The organism is Pelomonas sp. CA6, from assembly GCF_022549225.1.
GTDB lineage: Bacteria > Pseudomonadota > Gammaproteobacteria > Burkholderiales > Burkholderiaceae_C > Roseateles.
Map to the genome: position 1 here is coordinate 36898 of NZ_JAKZFD010000012.1, position 16190 is coordinate 53087.

A 16190-nucleotide genomic window follows, 5' to 3' on the forward strand; every position below is an offset into this window, starting at 1 on the left:
CCCCCAAAGGGGGATGTCCGCCAGTTTCCTGTCCGGGTAGAGGCGTGCCGCCCAGCGATCAGGCGCCCCGGGTGATGGGCATCTGCACCCGGTCGGGCGACAGCTTCATGTGGCGCGACAGCTCCAGCTTGGCCAGCGCGTTGCGGTGCACCTCGTCGGGACCGTCGGCGAAGCGCAGCGTGCGCTGCCCGGCCCACATATAGGCCAGCGGCGTGTCGTCGGAGACGCCGGCGCCGCCATGGACCTGGATGGCCCAGTCGATCACCTTCAGCGCCATGCTGGGCGCGACGATCTTGATCATCGCGATCTCCGCCTTGGCCACCTTGTTGCCCACGGTGTCCATCATGTACGCGGCCTTGAGCGTCAGCAGGCGCGCCTGGTCGATCATGCAGCGCGCCTCGGCGATGCGCTCCTGGGTGACGGTCTGCTGCGCCAGGGTCTTGCCGAAGGCCACGCGCGCGATGGCGCGCTGGCACATCAGTTCCAGCGCGCGCTCGGCGGCGCCGATGGAGCGCATGCAGTGATGGATGCGCCCCGGGCCCAGGCGGCCCTGTGCGATCTCGAAGCCGCGGCCCTCGCCCAGCAGGATGGCGTCCTGCACCGGCACGCGCACGTCGCGCAGCTCGATCTCCATGTGGCCGTGCGGTGCGTCGTCATAGCCGAACACCGGCAGCGCCCGCTTCACGGTGACGCCGGGCGTGTTGGCCGGCACCAGCACCATGGACTGCTGTTCGTGGCGGCCGGCGTCGGGGTTGGTCTTGCCCATCACGATGTAGAGCTGGCAGCGCGGATCGCCGGCGCCGCTGGACCACCACTTGGTGCCGTTGATCACGTAGTCGTCGCCATCGCGTTCGATGCGGCACTGGATGTTGGTCGCGTCCGACGAGGCCACCTCGGGCTCCGTCATCAGGAAGGCCGAGCGGATCTCGCCGCGCAGCAGCGGCTCCAGCCAGCGGTCCTTCTGCGCCTCGGTGGCGTAGCGCTCCAGCGTCTCCATGTTGCCGGTGTCCGGCGCCGAGCAGTTGAATACCTCGGAGGCCCAGTAGACCCGGCCCATGATCTCGGCCAGCGGCGCGTATTCCAGGTTGCTCAGCCCTTCGGGCGCGCGGGCGCTCTTCGGCAGGAACAGGTTCCACAGCCCGGCGGCGCGCGCCTTGGGCTTGAGCTCCTCGATCACGCGGGTGGGCAGCCAGGCGTTGCCGGCGCTGCGGTTGGCGGCGATCTCGTCGTGGTAGCGCTTCTCGTTGGGATAGATGTGCTCGTCGAAGAAGGCCAGCAGGCGCTGGCGCATCTCTTGCACCTTGGGGCTGTAGTCGAAGTTCATCGCGGGGTCCTTCAGGTCGTCGGTGGAAGGCGGGAGGCCGGCGTGGGCGGCCGCGTCAGCGGCGGCGGCGGTTCCGGTAGTCCAGGTATTGGGCGTACAGCGCCTCCATCGTGGTGGCGCGGTCCTGCGCGTGCAAGCCTTGCAGCGGCGCGAGATTGGTGGCGCGCAGCAGCCAGTCGCCCGGGGCATCGCCCAGGTCCAGCACATTGATGCAGGCCGGCGACTGCACCCAGCCCCCCAGCATCAGGCGCTGGCCGCCGCTGATCGCGTGCGACAGGATGGCGGCGTTGACCACGCCATGCAGCACCAGCAGCGCGCAGTCCCAGTCGGGGTCGGCGCGCAGCCGGCGCACGCCGCCCAGCACGCGGTCCAGCAGCTCGCCGATGCATTCGCCGTTCAGGAAGCGCTGCGCCTCGTCGACCGGGCTGCGCTGCAGGCCGGTGAAGGCCTGCTCCAGCTGCGCGTCGTCGATCTCGGACAGGCGGCCGCCGCGTATCTCCTGCCATTCGGGCCAGATTTGCGGTGCGAGCCCGGCCTGGCCGCTGTGCTGCAGCACGCGCTGCGCGGTCTGCAGCGTGCGCGGCAGGCCGGAGACGATGACGCGGTCGAAGCGCACGCCGGCCGCGGCGAAGGCCTCGCCAGCGGCGCGCGCCTGGGCGCGGCCTTCGTGGTTCAGGTCGACCTGCTCGGGCAGCACCGGACGGCCGGTTTCGCCATCGAAGTAGCTGACCGCCCCGTGGCGCATCAGGTAGATGCGGCGGCGGTTCTGGCGGGCGGGAATCTGCAGCATGGGCGGCAGTGTGGCCCATGCCGGCGTCGCCGCCTGTCACTCAGGCGGCAGGCTGTCACCCGCGCAGCAGCTGCTGCTCCGCCAGCGTCAAGGCCTCCGGCGTGCCGGACAGCACCAGGGTGTCGCCGCCTTCCAGCGTCAGCTCCGGCTCGGCGCTGCGCACCGCGCCGCTGGGGTGGCGCACCGAGACCACGCTGACGCCCAGCTCGATCAGCCCCGCCTCGGTGAGTCGGCGCCCGTGCAGCGGGCTGGCCACCGGCAGGGTCAGGGACTGCAGCCGGGTCTGGTCGCGCTCCTCCAGCCCGTCGTCGTCGGCGCCGTGGAAGTAGCCGCGCAGCAGGCCGTAGCGGCGGTCGCGCGCGTCGCGGGTGATGCGGATCACGCGGCGCATGGGCACGCCCACCAGCGCCAGCGCGTGGCTGGCCAGCATCAGCGAGCCCTCGATGGCCTCGGGCACGACCTCGGTGGCGCCGGCGTTGCGCAGCCGCTCAAGATCGGCATCGTCGATGGTGCGCACCACCACCGGCACCTGCGGTGCATGGGCGCGCACCTCGTGCAGCACCTTCAGCGCCGACGGCGTGTCGTGGTAGCTGATCACCACGGCGCTGGCGCGCGACAGGCCCGCCGCCATCAGGCTGGTGAGCCGGGCGGCGTCGCCGAAGACCACGCTCTGGCCAGCGGCGGCGGCCTGGCGCACGCGGTCCGGGTCCAGGTCCAGCGCCATGTAGGGAATGCTCTCGGCCTCCAGCAGCCGGGCCAGGTTCTGGCCGCTGCGGCCGTAGCCGCAGATGATCACGTGGGCGGTGTTCTTGATGGACTTCTTCGCGATCGTCGTCAGCTGCACCGACTGCAGCAGCCAGTCGCTCGCCGAGAGCTTCATCACGATGCGGTTGCTGTGCTCGATCACCAGCGGCGTCAGCAGCATGGACAGCACCATGGCGGCCAGCACCGGGCTGACCCACTGGGCGGCCACCAGCTGGTGCTGGGTACCCAGGGTCAGCAGCACGAAGCCGAATTCGCCGGCCTGCGCCAGGTACAGCCCGGTGCGCAGCGCCACGCCGGTGGGCGCCTTGAAGAGCTTGGCCAGCGCCGCGATCAGCGCGAATTTGGAGAAGGTGGGCACGACCGCCAGGATGATGACCAGCGGCCATTGGTCGACCAGGGTCTTCCAGTCCAGGCGCATGCCGATGGTGATGAAGAACAGCCCCAGCAGCACGTCGTGGAAGGGGCGGATGTCGGTCTCCACCTGGTGCTTGAACTCGGTTTCGGCAATCAGCATGCCGGCCACGAAGGCCCCCAGCGCCAGCGACAGCCCCGCATGCTCGGTCAGCCAGGCCAGCCCCAGCGTGACCAGCAGCAGGTTGAGCATGAACAGCTCCTGGTTCTTGCGCCGCGCCACCAGCGTGAGCCAGCGCCGCATCACCTGCTGGCCGCCGGTCAGCAGCAGGGTCAGCAGCAGCACGGCCTTGAGCCCCGCCCAGCCCAGCGACTGCGCCATCTCGGTGCCGCTGCCGTCCAGCGCCGGAATCAGCACCAGCAGCGGCACCACGGCCAGGTCCTGGAACAGCAGCACGCCGACGACGCGCCGGCCATGCTCGCTCTCCAGCTCCAGCCGCTCGGCCATCAGCTTGACGACGATGGCGGTGGAGCTCATCGCCATTGCGGCGCCCAGTACCAGCGCGCCCTGCCAGTGCAGTTCCCAGCGGATGTGGAAGAGCGCGAACACCTGCTCCAGCAGCACATTGCCCAGCACCGTGCCGGCCACCGTCAGCAGCACCTGCAGCAGCCCAAGGCCGAACACCATGGTGCGCATGCTGCGCAGCTTGGGCAGGTTGAACTCCAGCCCGATGACGAACATCAGGAAGACGACGCCGAACTCTGCCAGGTAGTTGACCCCGTCCGGATTGCCGGCCAGCGCGGTGGCATTAGGGCCCAGCACCATGCCCACCGTCAGATAGCCCAGGATGGGTGGCAGCTTCAGCGAGCGGCAGATGACCACGCCCAGCACGGCGGCCACCAGGTACAGCAGGGTCAGATCCAGCGCAGTCATCATGGTGTCCGATGGTAAGGCCAGGGTTCGCACGCATGAGAACCGGCACGGGGCGGGCGCCAAAAATGCCGCGCCGCTCTTCTATAGTTCGCCGCCAGACCGTCCGACTGCCGCGACGGTGCAAGGGAGCATCATGATTCGCTTGAGCCGCAAGGCCGTGTTGTGGCTGGCTGCTGCCGGCGTGCTGGCCGCGGCCGGCTGGTGGGTGAGCCGCAGCGCCGCCCGTGCGCCCAAACCCTCGCCTTATCGCAGCGCGGCCGTCGACCAGGGACCCATCACCCAGGTCGTGATGGCCAACGGCAATCTGCAGCCGGTGATCTCGGTGACGGTGGGCTCGCAGGTCAGCGGCACCGTCGCGGAGCGGCTGGCCGACTTCAACGACCCGGTGCGCAAGGGTCAGGTCTTGCTGCGGCTGGACCCGACCAACTTCCAGGCGCGCGTGAGCCAGGCCAAGGCGCAGCTGGACTCGGCCGAGGCCAGCCTGGCCTTTGCGCGGGCCACCCACGAGCGCAATGAATCGCTGCTCGCCCAGGGCTTCATCGGCGCCAGCCAGCGCGACCAGAGCCGGCGCGAGCTGGCCGCGGCGCGGGCCAACGTGGACCTGGCGCGGGCCCAGCTGCTGTCCGCCGAGACCGACCTGGGCAACAGCGTGATCCGCGCGCCGGTGGATGGCGTCGTCATCAAGCGCAACGTCGACGTGGGCCAGACCGTGGCGGCCAGCTTCCAGACGCCGGAGCTGTTCCAGATCGCCAAGGACCTGCGCGAGATGGTGATCCAGACCAACGTCAGCGAGGCCGACGCCGGGCTGATCCAGGAAGGCCAGCAGGTGCGCTTCATCGTCGACGCCTTCCCGTCGCGCGAGTTCGAGGGCCGCGTCCAGCAGTTTCGCCTCAACGCCAGCAACACCCAGGGCGTGGTGAGCTACACGGTGATCGTCAACGTGGCCAACGAGGACGGCATGCTCAAGCCCGGCATGACGGCGCAGACGCGCATCGTCGTCGCGCAGCGCGAGAAGGCGCTGCGGCTGCCGACGGCGGCGCTGCGCTTCAGGCCCGACGAGGACGAGCTCAAGACCCGGGGCGCGGCCGCGTCGGCTCCCGCCTCGGCCTCCTCCTCGGCAGCCGCGGCCTCGGCGGCACGCGGCGGCGATGACGACGGCGTGCTCTCCGCCCGCCGTGGCAGCTACCGCGTGTTCAAGGTCTACACGCTGGACGCCGAGCGCCGGCTCAAGGCCCACGAGGTGACCGTGGGTATTTCCAACACCCGCTACACCGAGCTGCTCAGCGGCGACTTGAAGGCCGGCGACGAGGTCGTCACGCGCCGCGCCGCGCCCGAGCGCAAGGACGCGCCGTGAGCGGCGCTGCCGCCGCCGCGCCGGTGCTCAGCCTGCGCGGCATCACCAAGAGCTACCGGACCGGCGACGTCGTTACGCCGGTGCTGCACGGCATCGACCTGGAGGTGCAGCCGGGCGAGTACGTGGCACTGATGGGCGCGAGCGGCTCCGGCAAGAGCACGCTGATGAACCTGATGGGCCTGCTGGACCGTTGTGATGCCGGCGAGCTGCGCCTGCAGGGCCGCGATGTCAGCCGGCTGGACGCCGCCGAGCAGGCCCAGCTGCGCAACCAGGCCATCGGCTTCGTGTTCCAGAGCTTCAACCTGCTCAAGCGCATGAGCGTGGCGGAAAACGTCGCGCTGCCGCTGATCTATGCCGGCGTGGGCCGGCTGCGGGCGCGCGAGCGCGCGCAGGCGCTGCTGCAGGCCGTCGGCCTGGGCACGCTGGCGCAGCGCATGCCCAGCCAGCTCTCGGGCGGCCAGCAGCAGCGCGTCGCGATCGCGCGCGCGCTGGCCAACGAGGCGCCGCTGCTGCTGGCCGACGAGCCGACCGGCAACCTCGACACCCAGACCACCGCCGAGGTGCTGGCCATCCTGGACCGGCTCAACCGCGAACAAGGCCTGACCATCGTGCTGGTGACCCATGAGCCGGACGTGGCGCTGCATGCGCGCCGGCTGGTGCGGCTGACCGATGGCCGCGTGTCCTACGACGGGCCGCCCGGCGGCGACCCCGCCGTGGCCATGGTGCAGAGGAGCGCGGCATGAACCCGTCGCAGATTTTTCTGGAGGCGCTGCGCTCGCTGAACGCCAACCGGCTGCGCTCGGGGCTGACCATGCTGGGCGTGATCATCGGCATCGCGTCGGTGACCCTGATGCTCAGCGTCGGCGACGCGGTGCGCGCCTTCATCGACAAGGAGCTCGCCGTGCTGGGCAGCAACCAGCTCATCGTGCAGAACGGCGTGCCCACCGACGGCGGCGGCGTGCGCCGACGCAGCGGCGAGCTGCCCACGCTGACCCAGGCCGACGCGCAGGCGCTGGCCGGCCTGCCCTCGCTGAAGGGCGCGGCGCCGGCGCTGCAGGGCTTCTTCCAGGTGCAGTCGGCCGAAACCAACAGCAACCAGACCGTGCTGGGCACCACGCCGGCGATGCTGGAGCTGCGCAACTACCGCGTCGACCAGGGCGTGGGCCTGGACGAGCGCGACGTCAGCGCGGCGGCGCGCGTCGCCGTGATCGGCAACAAGCTGGCCGGCGAGCATTTCCGCGACCGCGACCCGCTGGGCCAGACCCTGCGCCTGGATGGGCAGCCCTACACGGTGATCGGCGTGCTGGGCGGCTCCGGCCGCACGCTGGACGGCACCGAGCTGGGGGACCTGATCCTGGTGCCCATCAGCGCAATGCCGCTGCGCCTGGCGCGTCCCGGCACGGTGCACTACATCAGCCTGCAGGCGCACAGCGCGGCCGAGCTGGACGCCGCGCAGCAGGACGCGGCCGAGCTGCTGCGCGACCGCCACCGCATCACCGGTGACAAGAGCGACGACTTCGTCATCACCAACCTCGCCAGCATCGCGCAGACCGGCAATGCGATCGGCGCGGGCCTGTCCATCGGCCTGGGCGTGGTGGGCGCGATCTCGCTGCTGGTGGGCGGCATCGGCATCATGAACATCATGCTGGTCAGCGTGTCCGAGCGCATCCGCGAGATCGGCCTGCGCATGGCGATAGGCGCACGCCCGCGCGACGTGCTGTGGCAGTTCCTCGGCGAGGCGGTGGTGCTGTGTCTGGTGGGCGGCGGCGTGGGCATCCTGCTCGCGGCGCTGGGGGCCTGGGGGGTCAACGCCAGCGGCAAGTTCGAGATGGCGCTGTCGCTGCAGCACATGCTGGTGGCGGTGGGCTTCTCCAGCGCGGTGGGGCTGTTCTTCGGTTACTACCCGGCGCGGCGCGCGTCGCGGCTGCTGCCCATCGAGTGCCTGCGCACCGACTGAGCGGAGGGCGGACGGAGTCACTGCGGGGATCTGAGTGATTATTTGCGTCAAAGGCCTCTTCGGCGCAAACTTTCACCCGCTATGCGCGCGCCGCATAAGCGCATGTGCACTCGGCTTTGGAAACGCTGGCTCGGCCGGTCGCGTTCAGGATACCGTTCGCGCCACCCAAAAAGTTACGGAGCATTTCATGCCCAATCTGTCCTTCGTCACGCCCACGCGCAACAGTCCCTGGGGTACCTACCTGTCCCAGATCGACGCGGTCGAGCCCTACCTGGGCAAGCTGGCCCGCTGGGTGGAGACGCTGCGCCGACCCAAGCGCGCCCTGATCGTGGACATCCCCATCGAGCTGGACAACGGCACCATCGCCCACTATGAGGGCTTCCGTGTGCAGCACAGCCTGACCCGCGGCCCGGGCAAGGGCGGCGTGCGCTACCACCCCGACGTCACGCTGGAAGAAGTGATGGCGCTGTCGGCGTGGATGACGATCAAGAACGCCGCGGTCAACCTGCCCTACGGCGGCGCCAAGGGCGGCATCCGCCTGGACCCCAAGCAGCTGTCGCTGAAGGAGCTGGAGAAGGTCACGCGCCGCTACACCAGCGAGATCGGCATCATCATCGGCCCGACCCAGGACATCCCCGCGCCTGACGTCAACACCAACGGCCAGATCATGGCCTGGATGATGGACACCTACTCGATGAACGTCGGCGCCACCGCGACTGGCGTCGTCACCGGCAAGCCCATCCCGCTGGGTGGCTCGCTGGGCCGCGTGGCCGCCACCGGCCGCGGCGTGTTCGTCGTCGGCCGCGAGGCGATGCGCCGCCTGAACGTGCCGATGGAAGGCGCCCGCGTTGCGGTGCAGGGCTTCGGCAACGTGGGTTCGGTGGCCGCGAAGATGTTCGCCGCCAACGGCGCCAAGGTCGTCGCGGTGCAGGACCATACCGGCACCATCCACAATGACACCGGCCTGGACATGCAGGACCTGCTGGACCATGTGGCCCGCGTCGGCGGCGTGGCCGGCTTCAAGGGCGCCGAAGCCATCGCCAACGAGGACTTCTGGGACGTCAAGACCGATGTGCTGATCCCCGCGGCGCTGGAAGGCCAGATCACCGCCGAGCGCGCCAAGCGCCTGCACACCCGCATCGTGCTGGAAGGCGCCAACGGCCCGACCACGCCGGACGGCGACGCGGTGCTGGCCGAGCGCGGCATCATCGTCGTGCCCGACGTGATCGCCAACGCCGGTGGCGTGACCGTGTCCTACTTCGAGTGGGTGCAGGACTTCTCGTCCTTCTTCTGGACCGAGGACGAGATCAACGTCCGTCTGGACAAGATCCTGATCGGCGCCTTCAAGGGCATCTGGGAGACCAGCGAGCAGCACCGCATCCCGCTGCGCACCGCGGCCTTCACCGTGGCCTGCACGCGCGTGCTGCAGGCGCGCGAGGAACGCGGCCTCTATCCCTGATCGCGGTTCGCCGCCATCGCCGCGCCTGACGCGCGGCTCCCCCCGAAAGGGCCCCGCGAGGGGCCCTTTGTCCATCCTGGCCCCGCGTCAGCCCTCGTGCTCCTGCGCCGGCCGGGTCGGCCGCGACCAGCGCGGCGGCAGCCCGCGCAGCACCGCGTCCGCGTCCAGTGAACGCAGCGGCACGCCCAGGTCGGCCGGGATGCGCTGGCGCGCCTGCAGCGCCATGTAGCGCAGCGCCGAGACGCGCAGGAAGGACGCGAAATTGCCCACCGTCCCGCGCGCCTGCACCAGCTCGTCGTGCAGCTTCTCGATCAGCTGGGTCACGCCCAGGCCGTCGCGCGCGGCGATCTCTTCCAGCACCTCCCAGTGCAGGTTCTCCAGCCGGATGCTGGTGATGACGCCATGCAGGCGCACCGAGCGCGTGCGCGACTCGTAGGACTCGGGGCTGGCGCTGATGAAGACCTCGCACATGGGCATCTCCGCGGGCAGGGCACGCGCAGCATTGTGCGGCGGCGCGCGCGCTCAGTGCGTGATCCGCGTGCCCAGCACGGCGAGGAACTGGGCGATCCAGGCCGGATGCGCGGGCCAGGCCGGCGCCGTGACCAGCAGGCCGTCGGTCACCGCCTGGTCCACCGGGATCTGTGCATAGCTGGCCCCGGCCAGCTCGACCTCGGCCGCGCAGGCGGGGTAGGCGGACACGCGCCGGCCGCGTATCACACCGGCCGCGGCGAGCAGCTGCGCGCCATGGCAGATCGCGGCGATCGGCTTGTCGGCCTGCGCGAAGTGCTGCACCAGCGGCAGCACGCCGGCCACGGTGCGCAGGTACTCGGGCGCGCGGCCGCCGGGGATGACCAGTGCGTCATAGTCCTGCGCGCGGATCGTGTCGAAGCTGGCGTTCAGTGTGAAGCGGTGGCCGGGCTTCTCGGAATAGGTCTGCGCCCCCTCGAAGTCGTGGATCGCGGTCAGCAGCTGCTCGCCGGCCTTCTTGCCCGGGCAGACCGCATGCACCTCATGCCCCACGGCCTGCAGAGCCTGGAAGGGCACCATGATCTCGTAGTCCTCGACATAGTCGCCGGCCAGCAGCAGCAGTTTCTTGCCCATGGCTTGTCTCCGTTCGCGCGGTGTTGGGGGAACACCGATTCTGCGAAACGGGCGCCGGGGCGGGGTAACAGCCGGTTGTGACGCCGGTTGTGACGCGGCGCCGCCAGAGGGGGCTCAGGCAGGCTGGGCGGGGGTGGGCTCGCGCATCCAGCGCTCGGACAACGCCGCCAGGGTCCAGCAGATCCAGGCCGTCCACATCGTGTGGCTGGGGTAGTGGGCGCCGCGCGCCATCTGCGCCAGGCCATAACCCGTGCCCAGCAGCAGCAGCGCGCCCAGCCACAGCCGGGCCTGGCGCGGGCGGCTGCGGCGCAGCATGAAGTAGCCGGCCAGGAAGGCGAAGGCCGAGCTCGCGTGGCCGGACGGGAAACAGTGGCCCGATCCGCCATCCAGCACGCCCCAGGCCCAGTGCGACACATAGCGGGCATTGCCGCCGAACTCGGCCAGGTCCCAGGGACAGCTGGTCTGGCTGGCGCGCTTGAGCAAGGGGATCAGCGCCAGGCTCAGCGCCATCACGCCGCAGCCCACCCAGCGCTCGCGCCGGCTCAGCCCCGCCCACGGCGACCAGCGCGGCACATGCAGCGCATGGAGCAGCATCCACAGGATCAGGCCCAGCGCCAACCAGCGCCCGCCCTGGTGCATCAGTCCGGCGGTGAGCCAGCGCTCGCGCCAGGCGAAGCCTTGTTCGCCGCCGACCAGGCGCACCGCCCACAGATCCAGGCCGCTGAAGTCCCACAGCAGCAGCAGCGCCAGTGCGATCACGCTGGCCTGCAGCGGCCCTGAAAGGCGATAACGGGACAGTGGCGAGGTCCGCCGCGGACCGGTCGCGGAGGAACTGTGAAGGGGATCCAGCACGGGCATAACCCTCAAGTAAGCGCCAGGCACCTGAAGCGGCGCTGAAGCCCGGCGGCGTCCGCCCCTGGGGGTAACCCGTAGCCCTGCGGTGAGGGCGGGGCCGGCGCTGCGCTATCGTTGCGCCATGCGCTTGCTGTTGCTGGAAGACGACGAACTATTGGGCGAGGCCCTGCGGGACTACCTGCGCGCCGAGGGCCATGAAGTGGACTGGCTAACCCGCCTGGGCGCGCTGCTGCCGGCCCAGCATCTGGACTACGACCTGTTGCTGGTGGACTGGCGGCTGCCGGACGGTTCGGGGCTGGACTGGCTCAAGGGCTTGCGCCGCGCCGGCGTGATGACGCCGGCGCTGATGCTGACCGCGCGCGATCTGCTCGTCGACCGCCTGGAGGGGTTGGACGGCGGCGCGGACGACTACCTGGTCAAGCCCTTCGCGCCCGAGGAACTGGTGGCGCGGGCGCGCGCCGTCTGGCGCCGCCACCAGGGCGCCGGTAGCTCGCAGCGCCAGCTGGGGCCGGTCTGGCTGGACCTGGCGGCACGTCGCGTCACCCGCGACGGCCAGCCGGTGACCCTGACCGCGCGCGAATGGGCGCTGCTGGAGACCCTGGGCTCGCGCGCCGGTCGCATCGTGCCGCGGACCGAGCTGGAACAGCGTGTGCTGTGCCAGGACGCCGAGGTGCAGAGCAACGCGCTGGAGGTCCATGTCTCCAGCCTGCGCCGCAAGCTGGGCCGCGACTGTATCGAAACCGTGCGCGGCCTGGGGTACCGCATGCCGGCGCAACGATGAGCCGGCAGCGCGGAGGACTCTGCCGTGGGTGAGCGCCGTCCGGGCTCCATCGCGTTGCGGCTGGGCGCGCAGATCTTGCGCGTCTCCATGGTCTGGGCGCTGCTGGCCGGGCTGTGCGTCTGGCTGGTGGTGCGCCATGAGGCCGACGAGCTGATGGACGACAGCCTGCAGGCCTCGGCCGAGGTGCTCGCCCATCTCCTCGCCGAGCCGCCCGCGGGTGGCTGGCCCGGGCCCCAGCCGCCCGAGGCGATCGAGCGCCATTTCGCCTGGCAGCTGCAGCGCGCCGGGCGGCTGCAGGCGCGCTCGGCGCTGGCGCCGGAGCGGGCCTGGCCGCTGCGCGAAGGCTTCAGCGACTGGCGCGGCGAGGCCGGCACACCGGGCTGGCGCCTCTATGCGCGTCCGCTGCACAGCGGCAGCACCGAGGCCTGGCTGGTGGTGGCGCAGACGCGCAAGGAGCGGCGCGAGGTGATCAGCGGCATCGGCCTGGCCAGCGCCGGGTCGGCCCTGCTGGTCGGCGGGCTGTGCACGCTGTGGCTGCGCCAGCGCGCGCGCCGCGAGCTGCGTCCGCTGGCACGGCTGGCGCAGGCCCTGCAGAGCTACGACCCGGTGCAGGACGCACAAGCCCTGCCCGAGGCCTCGCAGCAGGAGCTGACCGAGATCCGCAGCGCCGTGGTGGCGCTGGGCGAGCGCCTGGCGCTGCGCGTGGGCAATGAGCGCGCCTTCAGCGCCCATGCCGCGCATGCGTTGCGCACGCCGCTGGCCGCGCTGGATGCCCAGCTGGCGATGGCCATGCGCGAGGCGCCCGCGCCGCTGCAGGAGCGGCTGCGGCGCAGCCGCGAGGCGGCCGACCGGCTGCGCCGCGTGGTCACGGCCATGCTGGCGCTGTTTCGCTCCGGCATGCAGCTGCAGCGCCGCCCGGTCGCGCTGGCCGAGCTGCTGGCCCACCTGCCGCTGCCGCCGCTGAGCTTGCAACTGGAGGAGCCGCTGCAGCTGGACGCCGACCCGGATCTGCTGGCGGCGGCCCTGATCAACCTGATCGACAACGCCTGGCGCCATCATGCGACACGGCTGCATCTCAGTGCCCGCACGCTGCCCGACGGCGGCCGCGAGCTGCTGTTGCACAACGACGGCGAGGCGCTGGCGCCGGAGCGCCGCGCGGCGCTGCAGGCGGCGCTGGAGCGCCAGCAGTACGAAGGCCGCATGGGCCTGGGCCTGATGCTGGCGGACCTGGTCGCGCGCGCGCACGGCGGCGCGCTGTGGCTGCCGCCGGTGGCGCAGGGCTTCGCGGTGGCACTGTGGCTGGGCCCCGTCGATATACTGCCCGGATGACTGCGATGCCCCCTGAATTCGACCCGCAACGCGCGGTCTGCATGGCCCGCGAGGCCCTGCAGATCGAGGCCGCGGCGCTGACCGAACTGGCGCCCCGGCTGGACCAGGCCTTTGCCGCCGCGGTGCGCGCGATGCTGGCCTGCAGCGGCCGCGTGGTCGTGATGGGCATGGGCAAGAGCGGTCATGTGGGCCGCAAGATCGCCGCCACGCTGGCCTCCACCGGGACGCCGGCGATGTTCGTCCATCCGGCCGAGGCCAGCCATGGCGATCTCGGCATGGTCACCGTCAAGGATGTGGTGCTGGCGCTGTCGAATTCGGGCGAGAGCGAGGAGCTCAATGCCGTGCTGCCCGTGCTCAAGCGCCTGGGTGTGTGCATCGTCGCGATGACCGGCCGTGCCGAGTCCAGCCTGGCCCGCCATGCCGACATCGTGCTGGACAGCGCGGTGGCCAAGGAGGCCTGCCCGCTCAACCTGGCACCCACCGCCAGCACCACGGCGCAGATGGCGCTGGGCGATGCGCTGGCCGTGGCGCTGCTGGACGCGCGCGGCTTCAAGCCCGAGGACTTCGCCCGCTCCCACCCCGGTGGCGCGCTGGGCCGCAAGCTGCTCACCCATGTGCGCGACCTGATGCGCGAGGGCGAGGCCCTGCCGCGCGTGCGGCCGGACGCCGGCTTCACCGAGATGATGCGCGAGATGTCCGCCAAGAGCATGGGTCTGGCCATCGTCGTCGATGCCGAGGACCGCGTGCAGGGCGTGTTCACCGACGGCGACCTGCGTCGCCTGATCGAGCGCGGCGGCGACCTGCGCGGCCTCAGCGCCGGCCAGGTCATGTCCGGCCAGCCCAAGCGCGTGCGCGCCGATGCGCTGGCGGTGGATGCCGCCGACCTGATGGAAAGCGCGCGCATCACCGTCGTGCTGGTCACCGACGAGTCCGGCCGGCTGCAGGGCGCCGTGCACATCAACGACCTGATGAGCGCCAAGGTGATCTGACGATGGCGCGTGAACTGACCCCGGCGCTGAGCTTTCCGCCCGAGCTGCTGTTGAAGGCCCAGGGCCCCGGACTGGGGCTGCGGGCCGCGATTTTCGACGTCGACGGCGTGCTGACCGACGGCCGCATCTACCTCAGCGATGCCGGCGAAGCCTTCAAAGCCTTCGCGACCTTGGACGGCCACGGCATGAAGCTGCTGGCGCAAGCCGGCATCGTGCCCATTGTCATCACCGGGCGCGATTCGCCCGCGGTGCGTCGCCGCGTCGCCGACCTGGGGCTGGCCCATGCCGCCTATGGCGCGAAGGACAAGCTGGCCGTCGCCCAGCCGTTGCTGCAGGGCCTGGGCGTGGCCTGGGCCGAGGTCGCGGTGATCGGCGATGACTGGCCCGATCTGCCGCTGATGCTGCGTGCCGGCTTTGCCTGCGCGCCGGCGCAGGCGCATGCCGAGGTGCGCGCCGTTGCCCACCATGTGACGCAGGCCGCCGGCGGGCATGGCGCGGCGCGCGAGTTCTGCGACCTGCTGCTGATGGCCGGTGGCCACTACGCGCGCCTGTTGCAGGGCCATCTGCAAACCCTGGACAGCGCGGGATGACGGCCGAGCCTCGCGTCATTCGCAGCACGGGTCGTCCGCTGCCGCCCGCGGTGGGGGGCACGCCGGCGCGGCGGCGCCAGCCGCTGTTGTGGCGGCTGCAGTCGCTGCTGGTCGCCTATGTGCCGCTGCTGGTGATGGCGCTGCTGGCGCTGTTCACCTGGTGGCTGGTCAAGAACACGCCGGAGATGGAGCCGCCGCGCGAGAAAGCCGCGCCGCGCCACATTCCCGACTATGCGATGCAGGGCTTCGAGAGCCGGCGCTTCGGCGTCGACGGTCGGCTGCGCGCCGAGCTCCATGGCCGCGAACTGCGCCACTATCCCGACACCGACACGGTGGAGATCGACAGCGTTCAGCTGCGCGCCAGCGGCGACAAGGGCGAGCTGACCCTGGCCCAGGGCCAGCGCGCGCTGGCCAACGGCGATGGCAGCGAGGTGCAGATGATGGGTGGCGTCACCGTGCGCCGCTTCACCCGCGACGACCAGGGCCGGCTTTCCGAGCGCCCCTCTCTGGAGCTGCGCAGCGAATTCCTGCATGCCTTCGTCAACGAGGAAAAGCTGCGTTCCCACCTGCCGTCCACGCTGTATGCGATCGGCGGCGAGCTGCAGCTGCAGTCCTTCGAGTACGACAACCTCAGCGGCCAGCTGCGCTTCGCGGGCAAGACCCGTGGCCGGTTTGAGCCGCGTGCCACCACGCCGCGCGGCGGCAAGAAAACACCATGACCGGCCTGGTCTACATCACCGGCGCGTCCAGCGGCATCGGCCAGGCGCTGGCGCTGCAGTACTACCGCGCCGGCTGGTCGCTGGCGCTGGTGGCGCGGCGCGACGCGCAGATGCGCGAATGGGCGCAGGCCCAGGGCCTGGATGCGGCGCGCTGGCGCGTCTACGCGGCCGACGTCAGCGTGCCGGAGTCCATCGCCGCGGCGGGCCGCGCCTGCATCGCGCAACAGGGGCTGCCGCAGGTGGTGATTGCCAACGCCGGCATCAGCATCGGCATGGACAGCGCCTACTTCGAAGACCTGCAGGTGATGCAGCAGGTCTACGCCACCAACAACATCGGCCTCGCCGCCACCTTTCAGCCCTTCATCGCGCCGATGCGCGAGCGGCGCGGCGGCACGCTGGTGGGGATCGCCAGCGTGGCCGGCATACGCGGCCTGCCGGGCCATGGCGCCTATTGCTCCAGCAAGGCGGCGGTGATCAGCTATTGCGAAAGCCTGCGCGGCGAATGTCGCCCCGACGGCGTGCGCGTGGTCACCATCGCGCCCGGCTACATCGACACGCCGCTGACGCGCCAGAACCGCTACAGCATGCCCTTTCTGATGCAGCCCGAAGACTTCGCGCGCCGGGCTTTCGAGGCGATATCGGCCGGCGCCAGCTTCCGCGTGATCCCCTGGCAGATGGGCGTGGTCGCGCGGTTGCTGCGCGTGCTGCCCAATGCCTGGTTCGACCGTCTGCTGGCAGGCCGTCCGCGCAAGCATCGGCAGGGGGCCGGCCATCCTCCCGAGGCAGGCAAGACCTGACCCTCACGCGTCAGGCTTTCCGTCAGGTCAGCGGCAACGGAATGAAAAAAGCACCCCGCAGGGTGCTTTCTGACAGGGCCCAAGCCCTGGCGCAG

The 16190-nt window shown here is 70.9% G+C and carries 16 protein-coding genes; 10 read left to right on the forward strand and 6 right to left on the reverse strand.

What is annotated here, in order from left to right; translation table 11 throughout:
• Positions 1-58: 58 nt before the first annotated feature.
• The 3 genes from LZ017_RS18655 to LZ017_RS18665 are packed head-to-tail and all read right to left on the reverse strand — an operon-like array spanning position 59 to position 4164.
• A complete protein-coding gene (locus LZ017_RS18655; RefSeq protein ID WP_241398429.1) occupies positions 59-1324 on the reverse strand; it encodes an acyl-CoA dehydrogenase family protein in 1266 nt (421 codons plus the stop codon).
• Positions 1325-1379: 55 nt separating this feature from the next.
• Entirely contained in the window at positions 1380-2114 is a 735-nt protein-coding gene (locus tag LZ017_RS18660) for a histidine phosphatase family protein (protein ID WP_241398430.1), read from the reverse strand.
• A 55-nt stretch (positions 2115-2169) separates the two neighbouring features.
• Complete coding sequence (locus LZ017_RS18665) at positions 2170-4164, reverse strand: monovalent cation:proton antiporter family protein (protein ID WP_241398527.1); 1995 nt, start codon at positions 4162-4164, stop codon at positions 2170-2172.
• Between the two features lie 133 nt (positions 4165-4297).
• Between LZ017_RS18665 and LZ017_RS18670 the strand changes: the two genes are divergently transcribed.
• The 4 genes from LZ017_RS18670 (at position 4298) to LZ017_RS18685 (ending at position 8934) form a co-directional block, all read left to right on the forward strand.
• Positions 4298-5518, forward strand: coding sequence for an efflux RND transporter periplasmic adaptor subunit (locus tag LZ017_RS18670; protein ID WP_241398431.1), 1221 nt, complete (start codon positions 4298-4300; stop codon positions 5516-5518).
• Entirely contained in the window at positions 5515-6261 is a 747-nt protein-coding gene (locus LZ017_RS18675; RefSeq protein ID WP_241398432.1) for an ABC transporter ATP-binding protein, read from the forward strand. The genes LZ017_RS18670 and LZ017_RS18675 overlap by 4 nt, the downstream gene beginning before the upstream one ends.
• Positions 6258-7475, forward strand: coding sequence for an ABC transporter permease (locus tag LZ017_RS18680; protein ID WP_241398433.1), 1218 nt, complete (start codon positions 6258-6260; stop codon positions 7473-7475). The genes LZ017_RS18675 and LZ017_RS18680 overlap by 4 nt, the downstream gene beginning before the upstream one ends.
• Positions 7476-7662: 187 nt before the next feature.
• On the forward strand, positions 7663-8934 hold the full coding sequence (locus tag LZ017_RS18685) for a Glu/Leu/Phe/Val dehydrogenase (RefSeq protein WP_241398434.1): 1272 nt from the start codon (positions 7663-7665) through the stop codon (positions 8932-8934).
• Positions 8935-9021: 87 nt separating this feature from the next.
• Here LZ017_RS18685 and LZ017_RS18690 read toward each other — a convergent pair whose 3' ends face one another.
• The 3 genes from LZ017_RS18690 to LZ017_RS18700 form a co-directional block, all read right to left on the reverse strand.
• A complete protein-coding gene (locus LZ017_RS18690; RefSeq protein WP_241398435.1) occupies positions 9022-9405 on the reverse strand; it encodes a ribbon-helix-helix domain-containing protein in 384 nt (127 codons plus the stop codon).
• Between the two features lie 51 nt (positions 9406-9456).
• Positions 9457-10035: a DJ-1/PfpI family protein gene (locus tag LZ017_RS18695; protein ID WP_241398436.1), complete on the reverse strand. Its 579-nt coding sequence runs from the start codon at positions 10033-10035 to the stop codon at positions 9457-9459.
• A 114-nt stretch (positions 10036-10149) separates the two neighbouring features.
• A complete protein-coding gene (locus tag LZ017_RS18700) occupies positions 10150-10794 on the reverse strand; it encodes a phosphatase PAP2 family protein (protein WP_241398437.1) in 645 nt (214 codons plus the stop codon).
• A 217-nt stretch (positions 10795-11011) separates the two neighbouring features.
• On the opposite strand from LZ017_RS18700, the gene LZ017_RS18705 reads away from it, so the two are divergent.
• Genes LZ017_RS18705 through LZ017_RS18735 form a run of 6 tightly spaced genes read left to right on the forward strand, consistent with a single transcriptional unit; the run spans position 11012 to position 16095 of the window.
• On the forward strand, positions 11012-11671 hold the full coding sequence (locus LZ017_RS18705; protein WP_241398438.1) for a response regulator transcription factor: 660 nt from the start codon (positions 11012-11014) through the stop codon (positions 11669-11671).
• Positions 11672-11695: 24 nt separating this feature from the next.
• Entirely contained in the window at positions 11696-13000 is a 1305-nt protein-coding gene (locus LZ017_RS22170) for a HAMP domain-containing sensor histidine kinase (protein ID WP_308194087.1), read from the forward strand.
• Entirely contained in the window at positions 12997-13989 is a 993-nt protein-coding gene (locus LZ017_RS18720; RefSeq protein WP_241398439.1) for a KpsF/GutQ family sugar-phosphate isomerase, read from the forward strand. Before LZ017_RS22170 ends, LZ017_RS18720 begins: the two co-directional genes overlap by 4 nt.
• Positions 13990-13991: 2 nt before the next feature.
• Positions 13992-14579, forward strand: a complete 588-nt coding sequence (locus tag LZ017_RS18725) for an HAD family hydrolase (protein WP_241398440.1) — start codon at positions 13992-13994, stop codon at positions 14577-14579.
• Positions 14576-15298, forward strand: coding sequence for an LPS export ABC transporter periplasmic protein LptC (lptC, locus tag LZ017_RS18730; protein ID WP_241398441.1), 723 nt, complete (start codon positions 14576-14578; stop codon positions 15296-15298). The genes LZ017_RS18725 and lptC overlap by 4 nt, the downstream gene beginning before the upstream one ends.
• On the forward strand, positions 15295-16095 hold the full coding sequence (locus tag LZ017_RS18735) for an SDR family oxidoreductase (protein ID WP_241398442.1): 801 nt from the start codon (positions 15295-15297) through the stop codon (positions 16093-16095). The genes lptC and LZ017_RS18735 overlap by 4 nt, the downstream gene beginning before the upstream one ends.
• Positions 16096-16190: the final 95 nt, after the last annotated feature.